Source organism: Lentzea alba, from assembly GCF_047445655.1.
GTDB classification, from domain to species: domain Bacteria; phylum Actinomycetota; class Actinomycetes; order Mycobacteriales; family Pseudonocardiaceae; genus Lentzea; species Lentzea alba_A.
In genome coordinates this window covers 71852-87372 of the sequence record NZ_JAJAEG010000017.1, presented here as the reverse complement: position 1 = coordinate 87372, position 15521 = coordinate 71852, and the positions used below count along the sequence as shown (strand labels likewise).

Sequence of the window (15521 nt, the reverse complement as noted above, 5' to 3'; positions counted from 1 at the left end):
GCGGTCCTCGCCGTGCACGGCTTGCCACAGCAGGAAGAACTCCTGCGAGCTGACCGTGTACTGGCGTTCGCTCACTGACCGATCACCGGCGGGGCCGCCTTGCGGTCCAGGCCGAAGACGTTGTCGTCCTCTTCCAGGTAGCTCGCGCTCTTGTGCTCGCGCTCGTCGTCACGGCCCTGCGCCGCCGCGGGAGCACCGGCCGCCATCGGCGCGCCACCCATCGCGAGCGGGTTCTGGAACGCCCTGGTCTGGCCACCGGTCGCCGAAGAGGCAGCCGCTGCGGCAGCTCCGGCGCCACCCCTCTCACCGACACCTGTGGAGAGACCGCCGCCACCACTGCCGCCGGCACCGCCACCACCGCCCTGGCCGCCGGTGTTCGAAGGCAGGCGTCCGCCACCGAAACCACCGAAGCCACCAGCGCCACCGCCACGACCGCCGCCGAAGCCGCCGGCGCCACCGCGCGACGACGTGTTCGTGGTGCCGCGGTTCTGGCCGGGCGTGGTTCCTGGGACAGGCGCACCGGCGCCACCGCCAGCGCCACCACCCTCCGGGTACGGAGTCGGCGTGCGGCCACCGAGTTCGGGGCCGGTCGGCGTCGGGTTCAGCGGGTTCACCGGCGGCGTGAACTGCGCCGGCACGGTCTGGTCGACCGCGGCCGAGTTGCGCTGGAACGCCGCCATCACGTCCGCCGCGAGGCGGTGCTGGGCGTCGTTGGCCGCGAGCTGCTCCACCGGGCTGGTGCCGAGCGAGTCGAAACCGCCGAACTCGTTGCTGATCAGCCGGGGTTCGCTCTGGATGCCGACGAACTCGCCCGCACGATCCCTGAGGGTCGGGTTGCGCAGCTGCGTGATCGGCGTCGGCGGCACCGGCGGCACGGGTTCCTTGGGAGGCGGCGGCATCGCGGCGCGCGCGGCCTCCACGTTGTTCGTCTCCGTGGTGATCGCGGCCGAGACCTTCTGCGCGTAGGCCGCCGTGTCGTCGACCCAGTTGGTGACCCCGGTCAGGCCTTCACGGGCGAGCCGCGCCGACTCGCTGTCCCAGCCGACCGTGGAGTCCTCGACGGCCTTCAGGAGGTTCACCCGAACGCCGGCGATGTCCTCGCCGATCTTCGCCCAGTTCGTCGCGGCGGCCTGCGCACCGGCGAGGTTCACGCCCGTGTGCACCATGTTGTAGAGCGCCTCGTGCGTGTAGGCCATCCAGTCACGCGGCTCGTGGATGTCCTCGTGGCCGTAGTCGTCGTCGTGGTGCGACTTGTCGTCCTTCTGGCCCTTGTCGTCCTTCGATCCCTGACTCACCAGGACCCCCCGTGCTTGTTCATCGACTGCTGCACGTCCTCGTCGGCCTGACGGGTGGTGTCGCGGTTCTTGCTCAGCGCGTTGCTGATGTCGTCGAGGACCTTGAAGAGGTCCAGCAACGCTTTCGCCGCACCGGAGTCCTCACCCACGGCTAGTTCGGAGAACCGCGCGCTGATCGCCTTGGCGACCGGGTTCTCGCCGAACTGCAACGGCGTCGCCAGCTGGTCGGTCGCCCGCTTCCACAGGTCCATCACCTGGTCCCGGGCGGCATCGACCGCCTTGATCAACGCGTCCGCGGCGTCCTCGTCGAGCGTCAGCTTGCCGCTGTCCGCCTTCTCGCCGAGCTTGGTCGCCGCATCGCTCGCCGCCGCCTTGTCCACCAGCATCTGCTGCTGGAGAACGGGTTTGACCGCCGCCAGCTGTTCAGCGGTGATCGGCGTAGTGGTCGCCGTCGAGACCGCGGGCGTCACCACCGGCGTCTCAGAGCCTGTCCCAGTGCCTTCAGCCATCCCTCATAACCCCCTGCACTGCTTACTCGTCACCGCAGCACTGAGTGTTACTCACAGCTACACCCAGTCAGCCGTCCGAAGCATCCCTTAGATGTACCTGGAGTACGGTTCGGTTCCAATCCGCCGTAAAGACTCTTACCTCATGTGTGCGTCGAACCAGTTCAACGCACGAGCCCACGCTTCGTCACTGGAAACGTCGAAACGGACCAGATCGGACGCGGTTTCCGAGCTGATCACAGCATCACGAAGCTTGCTCACTTCTTCCGAGTCGTCGTCGCGGTAGATGCCGAGCCACGGACACGAAAGGTCACCGGCCACGTCCACCAGCGCGGGCAGGCCGTCCGAGAGCGGCTCGAGGATGCCGGGTCCCTGCACGGTCACGGCGGCACCGATCGTGCGGCTCGCGGCGACCACCATCGCGACCGTGCCACCGGTGTCGAAACCGACGACTCCCATGCGGTCCGCGCTCACGCCCTGCTGCCCCAGCCACACGAACGCGACATCGGTGTCCTCCAGCAGGCGGTCACCCGACAGCTTGCTGACCTGGTCCCTGATGTCCTCGCCGTGCACGCGGTCCGCGTCGTAGAGGTGCGGCGCGATGGCGAGCCAGCCCTCCGCGGCCAGGCTGCTGACGAGCGACCGGACCCCCTCGGTGATGCCGCGGGCCTCGTGCAGCACCACGAGCCCGCCCCGCACAGCGGAGTCGGGTTCGGCGATCGTCACCCGCAGCTCACGGCCGTCGGTGAGGGAAAGCGTCTCGATGCGGGTAGTGGTCATGTTTCTTACCCTTCCACGCCGGGGTGAACTCCAGTCAACGTGACCAATCGGACGGAGCAATGCGAGGATCGGGTGCATGAGCGTGCGAACCCGTGCTGACCTGGCGTCCCTGCCGTCCTACGTCCCCGGCAGGACCATCCCCGGCGCCATCAAGCTCGCGAGCAACGAGGTCTCCGCCGGACCGCTCCCGAGCGTCGTCAAGGCGATCGCCGAAGCAGCCACCGCAGTCAACAGGTACCCCGACAACGGCTGCACTGAACTCACCGGCCGGATCGCGGACAAGCTCGGCGTCCCGGTCGACCACGTGGCGCTCGGCTGCGGCTCGGTGACCCTGTGCCAGCAGCTCGTCCAGGCGACCTGCACCGAGAACGACGAGGTGCTCTTCGCGTGGCGGTCGTTCGAGGCCTACCCGATCGTCACGCACGTCTCCGGTGCCAAGCAGATCCGGGTGCCGCTGACCGACGAGCACGTGCACGACCTGGACGCGATGGCCGCGGCGATCACGCCGAACACGCGGATGGTCTTCGTCTGCAACCCGAACAACCCGACCGGCACCGCGCTGCGCACCGAGGAGATCGAGGCGTTCATCGCGAAGGTGCCGCGCGACGTGCTCGTGGTGCTCGACGAGGCGTACAAGGAGTTCGTCGACGACGCGCACGTCCCGGACGGCGTCGAGCTGGCGAAGCAGCAGTGGGCCGCCGGTCACGACAACGTGGCGGTGCTGCGGACGTTCTCGAAGGCGTACGGGCTCGCGGGCCTGCGGGTGGGTTACGCGGTCGCGCAGCCGGCCGTCGCCGACGCGCTGCGCAAGGTCTACGTGCCGTTCTCCGTGAACGCCATCGCGCAGGTCGCCGCCATGGCCTCGCTGGACGCCGAGGACGAGCTGATGGCCCGCTGCCGTGCGATCGTCGCGGAACGCACGCGCGTGCGCGGCGAGCTGCTGGCGATGGGCTTCGACGTGCCGGAGACCCAGGCGAACTTCGTGTGGCTGCCGCTGGGCGAGCGCACGGCGGCGTTCAACGAGCACTGCCTGGCGCACAAGGTGATCGTGCGCGCGTTCGTGGGCGAGGGCGCCCGCGTGACGATCGGCGAGCCGGAGGAGAACGAAGCTTTCCTGGCAGCCGCGCGCTCCTTCACTTCATGAGCAGCTGAACGATCGCCGCGACTCCCACCACCACGATGACGCCGCGCAACACGGCGGGTGGGAGTTTGCGGCCGATCTTGGCCCCGATCTGGCCGCCGACCACCGAGCCGACCGCCAGCAGCAGCACGGCGAGCCACGCCACGTCGGCGATGAAGATGAACATGACGCCGGCGACCAGGTTCACGAACGCGGTCAGCACGTTCTTCAGCGCGTTCATCCGCTGCAGGTGCTCGTTGACGAGCACGCCCATGATCCCCATGACCAGCACGCCCTGCGCGGCCCCGAAGTAGCCGCCGTAGATGCCCGCGGCGAACACCCCGAGCCACAGCAGCACGCCACCGTCGTCGTGGCCCTGCTTGTGCGCGAGCTTGCGGTTGAGCCACGGCTGGATGACCACGAGCACCAGCGCGATGACGATCAGCACCGGCACGATCGCGGTGAACGCCTTGTCCGGCAACGTCACCAGCAGGATCGCGCCGACGATGCCACCGAGGATCGACGCCGGGAGCAGCCGGGCGACGCGGGACTTCTGCCCCTTCAGCTCATCGCGGTAACCCCACGCGCCGGACAGCGAGCCGGGCACGAGACCGAGGCTGTTGGAGACGTTCGCGACGACGGGCGGGTAGCCGACGGCGAGGAGCACGGGGAACGTCACGAGCGTGCCGCTGCCGACGACGGTGTTGATCCCGCCGGCGAACACGCCCGCGATGACCACCGCGATGGCTTCCCAGACCGTCATGTTCACCCCCGTACCCAATGGTTAGCGACGCTAACACTCCGATCGGAGCAGCGAAGTGTGGCGCTTATGACAACAGGGCCGGCACTCAGCGTGAGTGCCGGCCCGACTAGGAAGGGGCAAGTCGACACGCTTTTCGTCGACTTGCCCCTTCCTAGTCCCAGATTTTGGGTTCTAGAGAGCTAGGTAGATGTTCAGTTATGCCAGTCGGCGTCGCCCGATGAGGCTGGCACCGAAGCCGAACGCCACGAGCAGCGCGCCCAGCAGGCCCAGACCCAGAACGCTGGCACCGGTCTTGGCCAGCGCGTCACCGCTGCCACCGCCGCCAAGAGCGGGCGGGACGTTGGTGCCGGGGGTCTCGTCCTCGGGCAACGGATAGCCCGGATCCTCGACCTCGGGACCCGGCACGAGGTGCACGAGCTGCTCCCTGTCGTCCTCGCCGACCCGGACGTGGAAGTACGGGTTCATCCGGTGGTACTCGACCTTCCACGGACCGGGAACGACCAGGTCGTACCGGGCGACCGGCAGGTTGAAGACCTGGAACCGGCCCTGGTCGTCGGTGATCGTGCGGGTGACGACCTTCTGGGACATGTGGTCGACCAGCACGACGGTCATCCTGGGCGCCGGAGGGTCGTCCCCGCTGTTCGGGTCGTCGATGACCAGCCTGCCGAGCGCGCCGGCACGCTGGCCGGGCACCCGGAAGTCATCCCTGGCGTGCGGTGCGCCGTTGACGTACGGGTCTGGGCCGAACATGCAGCCGATGTACGCGTAACCGATCCGCGGCGCCTCCTCAGGCTGCGCGCCCCAGACCCGCCACGTGCGCGTCTCGCCGTCCTTCAGCGGGACGCCGGCACCGACCTCACCCTCCAGCGGTCCCCAGCCGGGGCCCCAGTTGTAGATCTCGCCAGGCTCGCCTGCGCCGCTGCAGAACGCCTTCACCGCAGGCAGGTCCTCACCGGTGCGGTTCGTGAGCGTGACGTCGAGCTCGTAGTTCTCACCCGGCGCGTACGCGTCCTTGACGAAGTTCACCGACGCGGAGAGCTTGTCAGACAACGGACGCCGTCCCTTGAGCTCCAACGTCGTCGTCGCGCCCGCACTGATCGACCCGTAGGTGCTTCCGTCGACGACCCAGCCGTCACGCAGCTCCGAGAACGTGTAGTACGTGCCGATCGGGATGTCGCTGAACAGGGCCTTGCCGGCGGCGTCGGTGCGCTTGTCCTGGTAGAACGCGGTGCCGACACCACCCAACGTGACCTGCACGTCCGCGAGCTCCTCGCCGGCGTCGTGCTTGCCGTTGATGTTCTTGTCGGCGTAGGCCAGCACCTCGGCGTTGCCCGTCACGGCCTGCACGTCGGCGGAAACCGCGACCTTGTTGTTCGACAGGTCGGTGTCGCCGTAGACCTCGAACCGCGCCTGGAAGGACACCGTCTTCGCGGTGTTCCACAGGACGGTGCCCGTGATCGTCAGCACGCGGCTCTCACCCGGCTGCAGCACGACCTGCTTGAGGTAGTCGTTGAAGGCACCCCACTGACGCCGGTCGTAGCGCAGCGAGTCCTGCGGGGTCGGCGTGTCCTCGACGAACCGGACGTAGCCAGCGGCGGTGCCCTTGTTCTCGACCTTCACCGTCACCTGGACCAGGTCGGCGACGTCGTAGGTGGTCTTGTCGAACGACGCGGTGACCGCGACGTCCGGGGAAACCTTCGACGGGTCCGGCACCTCGGGACCCGGCACGACCTCGAACACCGGCACGGTGATCGTCTCGTCGGCCTTGATGTCCGCGGTGAACTCCTTGCCGTCCTTCGGCTTCCACGGGCCGGGCACCACGAACACGACCGGGCCGGTCCGAACGCTGCTCCAGAGCTCCCAGTTGCCGCTCGGGAAGAGCTCCGCGCTGCCGAGCGGCTTGCGCGTCACCGGGTCGAGCACGGCAATGCGGTTCTGCCCGGTGATCGGCTGACCGGTCTCCGCGTTCGCGACCGAACCGCGTGCCCGGCCGATGATCCCGGTGACGTTCGCATAGTCGGAACCACCGACGTAGCCGAACGTGGCGCGGCCGTCGTTGCCGAAGTTGCAGGCGATGCTGACGCCACCGGTGGTGTCCGCGGGCACGGCGTCGGTGATCGAGAGCACCGTCGTCGCACCGGCGGGCACCGTGACACCGGAGCCGTCCGGGTTGAGCGCTTCCCAGTCCCCGCCGACGCCGTCGATCGAGCCGGGCGAGTCGCCGTACGGGTTGCAGACGGCGACGATGCCGGGGAGCGGCGCGTTGGTCTTGTTGGTGAGTTTGACGGTGATGCCGACCGGGTCGGACTTCGCGTAGGAGTCGCGGTCGAACGCGAGCTCGACCCCGAGCAGGTCCGCAGCAGGCTTCACGGCGGAGATGTTGAGCGGGGTGTCGCTGCCCGGCTGGACGACGAACCGGCTGGTACCCGGCTTGACCGCGTAGCGGTTCGGGTTGCCGACGAGCTGCACGATCCGGTAGTCACCGGTCGGCAGGTCGGTGATGGAGAACCGGCCCTGACCGTCGACGGTCGCTGACCGGTGCGCCCTCGGCTGGCCGCCCTCGACGATGACGCTCTGGCCGGTGAGGCCTTCGCCCGCGTCCGGTGCGCCGTTGCCGTTCGCGTCGACGTAAACAACGCCAGACACGGTGCCGCGGTCCTGGCGGATCTTCGTGTCGGCCGACGACGAGTTGTCACCCGGCGTCGGGTCTGCGACGCCGTCGACCGTGGCCCTGACGGTGATCCAGGCGCTGCTCGCCTGTTCGTGGCCCGCCGCCGCGATGAGCGTGATGACACGCTCCGCTCCGGCCGCGATGACCGGTCGTGCGAGCAGGTCCTCGTAACCGGACTTGATCCACAGGTCCCCGCGGTCCAGGGAGAAGCGCACGCCGTCCGCAGCCGCGTCACCGACGTTGCGGACCTTGATCGTGACGACCAGGTCCTCGCCGGGCAGGTACGACGGCTTGCTGAAGGAAGTGCTCACCGCGAGGTCCGGACGCGGGCCCACCGTGCGCACCTCGGCCTTCGCCTCGGCCTTCTGCTCCGGCTTCGCGTCGGGCTGCGCCGGCGGAACGGGAACGGTGGGCGTGCTCGACGGCGTCGGTTCGACGGACGGCGCCGGTGCCTCGCTCGACGGCGGCGACGACGGTGGCGCTGGCTCCGACGAAGGCGTCGGTTCCGGCGTCGACGACGGCGTGCTCGTCTCGCTCGTCGGTGTCGGTTCCGCGCTGGACGTCGGCGTCTCCGGTTCCTGCGCGAGTGCGCCGGTGGTGACGCCGCCGAACGCGAGGGCGACAACGGTGGTGAAGGCGCCGAGTCTCAACAGAGCCCGGCTGACCGATCTCTCTGACATGTGGATCCCCAGTTCGTTGTTGTGACGCAGGGACTTCGTGACCGGCGGCTCCCACGTCGCCGGCCTACGCGTTATGCCGTCCGGCGACGGCCGATCACGCTGGCGCCGAAGCCGAACGCCACGAGCAGTGCGCCGAGCAGGCCGAGGCCCACGACGCTGCCACCGGTCTTGGCCAGCACCGCACCGCCGCCACCACCGGCCGCCGGAGCAGGCGGGGTGTCGCCAGCACGTGGCTGCTGCGGGGCGGGCACGACGAAGAACGAGTAGCCGCCCTCGACGCCGCCGAAGATCCGCACGTGGCCGCTGTTCTCCCCGTCGAACTTCCACGGCCCGTCGACCCACGCGACGTAGTAGTCGCCGGCAGGCACGTGCTCGAAGTGCAGCTGGCCCTTGTCGTCGGAGAACGCTTCGGCGACGTCGACACCCAGCTCGCGGTCGCGCAGGACGACGCGGGTGTTGCCGATGAACTCGTCCGCCTCGGCCTGGCGGTTGCCGTTGCGGTCGTAGGCGAGCTCGCCCTTCAGCGACCCGAACCCGCCGGGAACGCGCGCCGTGTCGGAGGCGTACGCGCCGTCACTGTTGTTGTGGGCGAACGGCGCGAAGTAGCAGGAGGCGACCACAGTGCCGAAGTTGAGCGCGGCCTGCGGCACCTGCTCGGTCGCGACGAACGTCCTCGTCTCGCCGGCACCGACCGTGACGCCCTTGCCGGGCTTGCGCAGCTCTCCCCAGTCCTTCGGGTTGTCGGGCCAGTAGCCGAGCTGGTTCTCGTCGCCGATCCCGTTGCAGAGCGCGGTGATCCCGCTGATCGCCCGGTCTCCGGAGTTGGTCAGCGTGATCGAGATCTTGGCGGTCTCGCCGACCTGGTAGACGTCCTTGTCCAGCACCAGCTTCGCGCTGAGCGTCTCGTTCCACGGCCGCTCGCCGCGAGCGACGAGCTCGACCGGCTTGCCCGGCTGCACGCGGATCACCGTGTCGTCGCGGTCGTTGTGCACCACCCAGCCGCCGGGGAGCGCGTAGCGGATGAAGTAGTCGCCCGACGGCAGGTTCTTGAACTCGAAGCGGCCGTCGGCGTTCGCGGTCTGCTTGTGAACCGTGTACGGCGAGCTGTGCTCGATCTCGACAGCGGCGCCCGCAGCCGCCTCGCCGGCGTCCTGCTGCTCGTTGCCGTTGTGGTCGATGTAGACGACACCCGAGACGTCGCCGTACGTCTGCACCGCGTCGACCTCACCGGAGAACGTGCTGTTGTTCTGGTTCGGGAGGTTGGCGTGATCGATGACGCCGCTGACCTTCAGCTTGCCGTTCTGGATCTCCCGGATCTTGCCGGTGACCTCGAACGTGCGGGACTCACCGGCCGGGATCGACAGGCCGCGGCCGTTCCACCCGAAGTCGCCCCACAGCCTGTTGTCGATCTCCAGTCCGGACGGCTGGAACATCAGCCGGACGCGCTCGGCGGTCTGGCCGCCGGTGTTCGTGACGGTCAGCCACAGGCGCACCTGCTCGTGCGACTCGTAGCGCGACTGCTCGAACCGCACGACGCCGCGCATGCTCGCGGCAGCCGTGCCCGGCACCACGGTGAAGCCGTAGCGGCTGCCGTACCCGGTCACCTGCATGTCGTGCGCCGCAACGCCGTCCGAGTACTTCCAGTCGCCGGCGAGCGCGGCCCAGTACGTGCCGACCGGAATCCCGGTCAGTTCGAGGCGACCAGCCGGATCGGTCACGCCCTCGGCGACGACGGCTCCGTTGTGCTGGTCCTTCAGCGAGACCTTGAGCCCGGCGACCTCCTCGCCGGGATCGACCACGTTGTCGCCGTCCTTGTCGTGCTGGAACGACATCTCGGTGCTGCCGAAGCCACCGGTCACCGTGGCCGAGTCGCTGATCGACGGACCGTCGGAGTTCCAGCCGACGTTCGGGGCGAAGTCGCAACCCAGCCACACCGTGCCGCGGTCGCGCGACGCCACCGGGATGTCCTCGACGATCTCGAACGACACGGCCTCACCCGGTTCGAGCGTGATGCCCGGCCGGTCGTGGCGCAGGTCGCCCCAGCCATCGCCGTTGCCGAGGCCGCCGCCCTCGCCGCTGCGGTCGCACGCCGCCTGGATGCCGCTGATGGTGTACCTGCTGGTGTTGCGCAGCGTCAGCGAGATCTTGGCCTTCGCGGGGTACGCGTACGTCTCCCGGTCCAGCGACCCGGAGGCGGTCAGCATCTCCGAGAACGGCCGCCGGGCGTGCCCGACCAGTTCCGCCGTCTGGTTCGGGGCGACGGTGAACTGGTTGGCCTCGCCGCCGTGCACGAGCCAGCCGCCGGGCAGTTCGTAGTTCGCGTAGTAGAAGCCGCTCGGGATGTTCGTGAAGCTGAACCGGCCGTTGGCGTCCGTCGTCGTGCGGTGCTCCGCGCTGGGGCTGCCGCCGTAGATGTTGACCTTGGCGCCTTCGACCTGCTCGCCCGCGTCGAGCACGCCGTTGCGGTTGGCGTCCGCGAAGACCACGCCGGTGGCGTTGCCGACGGTCTGCGTGACCGTCGCGCTGACGCGGTAGTGGTTGTCGTTCTGGTTGGCGTCGCCGGCCTGCGCGAGCACGTAGCCGCTGAGGTCGAGCTTGTCACCGTTGAGCGAGGTGATCGCGCCGGAGACCGTGATCGTGCGGGTCTCCCCTGCCGCGAGGGTCACGCCGGGCCACGCGAAGTCGCCCCACTCGTCCTGGTGCACCTGGATGCCCCAGGCGGTCGCGGTGACCTTCTCGGCGGCGAACGCGCTCTGGTTGGTGATCGTGAGCGTGAGCTGGACGCGCTCGTGCGACGCGTAGTGCGTCTTGTCGATCGCCGCGGTGACCTTGATGTTCGGCAGCTCAGCCTGCTGCTTCTGCGGCTTGGGCTGCTCGGGCGCGGCGGGCGGAGGCGTGTTCTCCGACGTCGGCGCGGGCGGCGCGGGCGGCGTGCTGGACGACGTCTCGCTCGGCGGCGACGGCGGCGTGCTGGGCTCGCTCGGCGGTGTGGACTCAGGCGTCGAAGTCGGCGTGGAAGTCGGTGTCGGCTCCACGGTTGACGTGGGCGTTTCCGGCTCCTGCGCGAGCGCGCCGGTGGTGGCGCCTCCGAACGCGAGCAGGACAGCAGTGGTCAGAGCGCCGATTCCGAGCAGGGCACGGCTGACCGATCTCTCGGACAATGGATCCCCCAAAGACCCCAGGATGGAATGTCTGCGCACGTCAAGCCCCCGCACGCGTGCAGCAGACCAGCGCAAGCTACCCGACGGCGATCACCGATGGGAAGACTTCTTCAACATCAACACTCCACTTCGGACGGTTCGAAGGCCCCTTTCGGATCTTCAACGCGAGGGGTGGCGGATGTGTTGAGCGCCTTCACCAGGTCACCTGCAGTTCGCGCGGGGTGTAGACGATGCGGTTCGGCAGCCACTCGAGCTGCTCTTCCGCGAGCCTCAGTTCCGGGAAACGCGTGATCAGCGTGCGGAGGGCGGTGGCGATCTCAAGGCGTGCCAGGGCCGCACCCAGGCAGAAGTGCGGTCCGTGCCCGAACGCGAGGTGCGTCGGTTCCCTCGTGATGTCGAACCTCGCGGCGTCCTCGAACACCTCGTCGTCGTGGTTCGCCGACCGTTCGACGGTGAGCACCGCGTCGCCGGCCGGAATCGTGACGCCGCCGACCTCGACGTCCACAGCGGCCACTCGTGTCGGGCTCGCGGTGATGGTCGGGAGGTAGCGCAGAAGCTCTTCCACGGCACGGGGAGTCAGGTCGGGATCGGCTTTGAGGAGCGCCAGCTGGTCCGGGTGGCGCAGCAGGGTGACGACTCCGTTCGCGATCATGTTCGAGGTCGGTTCCTGGCCCGCGAAGACGAGGTTCTGCACGTTGTGGAGCACTTCGTCGTCGGAGAGTTGCTCGGTCTGCAGCAACGCGGTGAGCGCGTCGTCGCCGGGGTTCGCCTTCTTCATCGCCATGAGCTGGGCGAGGTAGCCGTAGACGCCGCCGAACGCCGCACCGATCGCTTCCGGCGGTTGGGTCGCGTCCAGGATGACGTTCATCCAGGCGGCGAACTGGTGCTGGTCCGTCGCGGGCATGCCGAGCACCTCGGCGATCACCAGCAGCGGCAACGGGTAGGCGAAGTCCGCGAACAGGTCGGCCGGCGGCGTCAGCTCGTCGGCGAGCCGGTCGGCGATGACCTGGACCTGCGGCTCCAGCTTCTCGATGCGCCGCGGACTGAACGCCGCGGCCACCAGTTTGCGAACCCGGCTGTGATCGGGTTCGTCGAGGTAGAGCAGCCCCTGCGAGATCTGGAAGTCGGGCCAGACCGACGGCGTCCCGGGCTTCGTGGCCGCCTTCCGGCTGAACCGCGGATCGGCCTGCACCTGGCGCACGTCGGCGTACCGCGTGACCAGCCACGCCTCACCACCGGTGCGCAGCGACACCTTGGTCACCGGACTGGTGCGGCGCAGTGTGCCGAGCTCTTCGTCCGCATCGATTCCGTTGGTGGCAAAGGGGAATGTCATCGTTCGACGCTAGTGCGGCTCCGCTCGCCGTGGTGAGCCGCCAATCCGGTGGCATGCTGTGGGCGTGACGCCGGAAGACCTAGCGCACCTGCGCCGGGCGCGAGACCTGATGGACCGCGAGTACGCGAAGCCGCTGGACGTGCCCGCGATGGCACGCGCCGCCCTGATGTCACCGTCGCACTTCGCCCGCCAGTTCCGCGCGGCGTACGGCGAGACCCCGTACGGCTACCTGATGACCAGGCGGATCGAGCGCGCCAAGGCGTTGCTGCGCCTGGGCAAGCTCTCGGTGACCGAGGTCTGCATGGAGGTCGGCTGCACGTCGCTCGGCTCGTTCTCCGCCCGCTTCACCGAACTGGTCGGCGAGACCCCGTCGGCCTACCGCGCCCGTTCGCACGAGGCGCTGGCCGCGGTGCCCGGCTGCCACCTGAAGGGCCTGACGCGGCCGAGCAGGTTTCGAGAAGCGCCTCGCGGGCGGCCTACCTAGGGTTCTGTGCCATGAAGCTCTCGCACACGTTCCTCTTCGTCCACGACCAGGACGCCGCCCTGAAGTTCTACCGCGACGTCGTCGGCCTGGAAGTCCGCACCGACGAGTCCGTGGAGGACTACCGCTGGCTGACCGTGGGCCCCGCGGACCAGCCGGACATCGAGATCGGCCTGCAGCGCATCGGCCCGCCCCTCCCGCCGACCGACTTCGAGGCGCTGAACGCGTTGCTGGCCAAGGGATCGCTGAACGCCCTCATCTTCGAACTCGACGACATCGACGCGAAGTTCGAGCAGCTGCGCGCAGCCGGCGCCGAGGTGATGCAGGAGCCGATCGACCAGTTCTACGGCGTCCGAGACTGCGCGTTCCGCGACCCCTCAGGCAACATGATCCGCTTCTCCACGCCGCGTTCGGTTCAGCAGTAAATCCGCTTCCGCTTCCTCTAGCGGCGTGCTTCAGTTTGTTCTGCAGGCTGGCGGACTCACTCACGAGACAGGTCGATGCCATGAGCACCCCGGAACCCACCGGGCGCTCACTGCTGCCCGGTGACACCTCGCTCATCTTCCGTGCGAATCACCAGGAGCACCCACGTTGACGTGGTACACCGATTTCTTCACCGACCTCGCGAACTCCTTCTGGCGCGGCGCAGTCCAGCCCGCCCAGACCACCGCCGAGATCGACTTCGTGACGTCCTTCATCCCAGCCGGCGCACGCGTCCTGGACGCACCGTGCGGTAGCGGCCGGCACACCATCGAGCTGGCCAGGCGCGGCTACTCGGTCACCGGTATCGACATCTCATCGGAGGCGATCGCGCACGCCCGTGCGCTGGAACCTTCGTTGGACTGGCGGTTGGGCGACGTCTCGTCGTTGGCCTCGTTCGGCGTTGTCGCCGACATGGCCCTGTGCATGGGCAACAGCTTCGGCTACCTCACGCATTCCGGGTCTGAGCGGTTCTTGTCCGACCTGGCCGCGGCCGCACCCGTGGCCGTCATCGACTACGGCTGCGCGGCGGAGTCGTTGCTGCCCGCGTTGCCGGGGACTTTGGAGATGTCCGCGGGCGGCGTGGACGTGGTCGCGGTCAACTCCTACGACGTGGCCTCGGGCCGGCTGCTGATCGACTTCACCTTCACCGCTGGTGAGCGGACCCAGCAGTCGACCTGCGTGCAGCACGTCTACACGGCGGGCGAGCTGACCCGGATGCTTCGAGCTGCCGGGTTCTCGTCGGTGTCGCTGTACGGCGGCACCTCAGGAGAGGCGTTCGAGGTCGGCAGCCACCGGTTGCTGGCCGTCGCCCGTCGTTAGATTCGAGAGCCGGGGCTCGTACGCCCCGGCTCCACCTTTTGGCCAGCTATTTGGCGATCCTTCACAGGTTCCGTTGAACGGGCGGACTTTCAGGTCTCCGTTGACCGCTCACATGCACAGATGGCTAGATTTTGATGTATTCAACCCCCGGAACCGGGAGATCCGTTGAGCTCACCAAATTCGACTCGTCGTGCGTTCCTGACCAATTCAATTCGACTGACCGCCGGCGTCGCGGGCTTGGCTGTGGCCGGCAGCGCGCTGTCCGCCCAGGCCGACGTCCACGCGCAGGCGAACCAGAGCAACTGGCGGTTCTGCACGCGCTGCTACGGCCTGTTCTTCTACGGCTTCACCGGCAACGGCGTCTGCCCGGCCGGCGGCGCCCACAACATGGCCGGCTTCAACTTCAACCTGCCCCACGACATTCCAGAAACGCCGACCTCCCAGGCCAACTGGCGATTCTGTGCCAAGTGCTACGGAATGTTCTGGCGCGGCGGCTCCACCGACGGCGCGTGCCCGAAGGGCGGCGGCCACGACGCGGCCGGATTCAACTTCGTACTGCCGCACAGCGTGCCCGAAACGCCCACCGCCCAGCGCAACTGGCGATTCTGCGACAAATGCAACGGAATGTTCTTCTGGGGTTTCACGGACAACGGCCGCTGTCCGACCGGCGCCCAGCACCGGGCAGCCGGACTCAACTTCGTGCTCCCGCACTTCTGATCGAACGAACAAGGGGCGGTGCACCTGGTGCACCGCCCCTGCTCCGGCTGCGGAAGCGGAGGGATTTGAACCCCCGGACGGTTGCCCGTCTCCCGCTTTCAAGGCGGGTGCATTCGGCCGCTCTGCCACGCTTCCACGACGCCGTGGGCGTCAGCGGAGAAGCCTAGCTGTTCGACTCCCGCAGGTGTGTCATGACCCGGTCGAACACCTTGGCCAGCACCTCGCCCTCCTCGGGTGTGAGCAGGTCGACGATGTGGGCGCGGACGCCTCGCAGGTGGGTTGGGGCGGCCTCGACCAGCTGGGCCATGCCCTTCTGGGTCAGTTCGGCCAGGACGCCGCGGCCGTCCTCCGTGCACTCGCGGCGTAGGACCAGGCCTGCCTTTTCCATGCGGGCGACCTGGTGGGAGACGCGGGACTTCGAGGAGGCCACGTCTTCGGCCAGCTGGGTCATGCGCATGCGGTGGTTCGGCTGCTCGGAGAGGCGGACCAGGATCTCGTAGTCCGCCAGTGACACTCCGTGGGTGTCCTGCAGCTCTCGGTGCAGGCGGTCCATGAGCATCGCGCTGCCGTTCACGTAGGTGCGCCACGCACGCATCTCGCCTTCGTCGAGCCAGCGCGGCTCCTGTTCACTAGGTGTCACGGGAACAAGGCTAAACCTGTGGATGACGATCGAGTCATTCCTCTGGTAAACGCCGCGGTCGGAAGGCAGACT

General features: G+C 68.4%; 13 protein-coding genes and 1 tRNA gene. 5 read left to right on the top strand and 9 right to left on the bottom strand.

Going from position 1 to position 15521, the window contains the following annotated elements; all coding sequences use genetic code 11:
• Window positions 1-71: 71 nt before the first annotated feature.
• The 3 genes from LFM09_RS27380 to LFM09_RS27370 form a co-directional block, all read right to left on the bottom strand.
• Window positions 72-1295: a hypothetical protein gene (locus tag LFM09_RS27380; protein WP_414099427.1), complete on the bottom strand. Its 1224-nt coding sequence runs from the start codon at window positions 1293-1295 to the stop codon at window positions 72-74.
• Window positions 1292-1804, bottom strand: a complete 513-nt coding sequence (locus LFM09_RS27375) for a hypothetical protein (RefSeq protein WP_414099426.1) — start codon at window positions 1802-1804, stop codon at window positions 1292-1294. Before LFM09_RS27375 ends, LFM09_RS27380 begins: the two co-directional genes overlap by 4 nt.
• Before the next feature lie 135 nt (window positions 1805-1939).
• On the bottom strand, window positions 1940-2581 hold the full coding sequence (locus tag LFM09_RS27370) for a dienelactone hydrolase family protein (RefSeq protein ID WP_414099425.1): 642 nt from the start codon (window positions 2579-2581) through the stop codon (window positions 1940-1942).
• Between the two features lie 76 nt (window positions 2582-2657).
• On the opposite strand from LFM09_RS27370, the gene hisC reads away from it, so the two are divergent.
• Window positions 2658-3725, top strand: a complete 1068-nt coding sequence (hisC, locus tag LFM09_RS27365; protein WP_414099424.1) for a histidinol-phosphate transaminase — start codon at window positions 2658-2660, stop codon at window positions 3723-3725.
• On the opposite strand, the gene LFM09_RS27360 is transcribed toward hisC, so the two are convergent.
• The 4 genes from LFM09_RS27360 to LFM09_RS27345 form a co-directional block, all read right to left on the bottom strand.
• Window positions 3715-4464, bottom strand: a complete 750-nt coding sequence (locus tag LFM09_RS27360; RefSeq protein ID WP_414099423.1) for a sulfite exporter TauE/SafE family protein — start codon at window positions 4462-4464, stop codon at window positions 3715-3717. The genes hisC and LFM09_RS27360 overlap by 11 nt on opposite strands.
• 195 nt (window positions 4465-4659) lie before the next feature.
• Window positions 4660-7815, bottom strand: coding sequence for a hypothetical protein (locus tag LFM09_RS27355; protein ID WP_414099422.1), 3156 nt, complete (start codon window positions 7813-7815; stop codon window positions 4660-4662).
• Window positions 7816-7886: 71 nt separating this feature from the next.
• The gene (locus LFM09_RS27350) at window positions 7887-10976 is read right to left on the bottom strand and encodes an SdrD B-like domain-containing protein (protein WP_414099421.1); all 3090 of its coding nucleotides are present in this window, start codon (window positions 10974-10976) and stop codon (window positions 7887-7889) included.
• A 193-nt stretch (window positions 10977-11169) separates the two neighbouring features.
• Window positions 11170-12309 (bottom strand): cytochrome P450, encoded by a 1140-nt coding sequence (locus LFM09_RS27345; protein WP_414099420.1) that lies wholly within the window; start codon window positions 12307-12309, stop codon window positions 11170-11172.
• 64 nt (window positions 12310-12373) lie between these two features.
• On the opposite strand from LFM09_RS27345, the gene LFM09_RS27340 reads away from it, so the two are divergent.
• The 4 genes from LFM09_RS27340 to LFM09_RS27325 all read left to right on the top strand — a co-directional run bounded on the left by LFM09_RS27340 (window position 12374) and on the right by LFM09_RS27325 (window position 14809).
• The gene (locus LFM09_RS27340; RefSeq protein WP_414099419.1) at window positions 12374-12793 is read left to right on the top strand and encodes a helix-turn-helix transcriptional regulator; all 420 of its coding nucleotides are present in this window, start codon (window positions 12374-12376) and stop codon (window positions 12791-12793) included.
• An 11-nt stretch (window positions 12794-12804) separates the two neighbouring features.
• Window positions 12805-13215 carry a VOC family protein gene (locus LFM09_RS27335; protein WP_414099418.1) on the top strand — a complete coding sequence of 137 codons (411 nt, stop codon included), beginning with the start codon at window positions 12805-12807 and terminating at the stop codon, window positions 13213-13215.
• Window positions 13216-13381: 166 nt separating this feature from the next.
• The gene (locus LFM09_RS27330) at window positions 13382-14092 is read left to right on the top strand and encodes a class I SAM-dependent methyltransferase (protein WP_414099417.1); all 711 of its coding nucleotides are present in this window, start codon (window positions 13382-13384) and stop codon (window positions 14090-14092) included.
• Between the two features lie 237 nt (window positions 14093-14329).
• Window positions 14330-14809 (top strand): hypothetical protein, encoded by a 480-nt coding sequence (locus tag LFM09_RS27325; RefSeq protein ID WP_414099416.1) that lies wholly within the window; start codon window positions 14330-14332, stop codon window positions 14807-14809.
• A gap of 50 nt (window positions 14810-14859) precedes the next feature.
• On the opposite strand, the gene LFM09_RS27320 is transcribed toward LFM09_RS27325, so the two are convergent.
• Window positions 14860-14944 (bottom strand) — tRNA-Ser (locus LFM09_RS27320).
• 28 nt (window positions 14945-14972) lie between these two features.
• Window positions 14973-15404: a MarR family winged helix-turn-helix transcriptional regulator gene (locus LFM09_RS27315; protein ID WP_414099567.1), complete on the bottom strand. Its 432-nt coding sequence runs from the start codon at window positions 15402-15404 to the stop codon at window positions 14973-14975.
• Window positions 15405-15521 lie beyond the last annotated feature (117 nt).

Excerpts from the sequence above, each read along its gene's own strand:
- LFM09_RS27375 (WP_414099426.1), bottom strand. The coding sequence starts at position 1,804 with ATGGCTGAAGGCACTGGGACAGGCTCTGAGACGCCGGTGGTGACGCCC.
- LFM09_RS27370 (WP_414099425.1), bottom strand. The coding sequence starts at position 2,581 with ATGACCACTACCCGCATCGAGACGCTTTCCCTCACCGACGGCCGTGAG.
- hisC (WP_414099424.1), top strand. The coding sequence starts at position 2,658 with ATGAGCGTGCGAACCCGTGCTGACCTGGCGTCCCTGCCGTCCTACGTC.
- LFM09_RS27360 (WP_414099423.1), bottom strand. The coding sequence starts at position 4,464 with ATGACGGTCTGGGAAGCCATCGCGGTGGTCATCGCGGGCGTGTTCGCC.
- LFM09_RS27355 (WP_414099422.1), bottom strand. The coding sequence starts at position 7,815 with ATGTCAGAGAGATCGGTCAGCCGGGCTCTGTTGAGACTCGGCGCCTTC.
- LFM09_RS27345 (WP_414099420.1), bottom strand. The coding sequence starts at position 12,309 with ATGACATTCCCCTTTGCCACCAACGGAATCGATGCGGACGAAGAGCTC.
- LFM09_RS27335 (WP_414099418.1), top strand. The coding sequence starts at position 12,805 with ATGAAGCTCTCGCACACGTTCCTCTTCGTCCACGACCAGGACGCCGCC.
- LFM09_RS27315 (WP_414099567.1), bottom strand. The coding sequence starts at position 15,404 with ATGCGTGCGTGGCGCACCTACGTGAACGGCAGCGCGATGCTCATGGAC.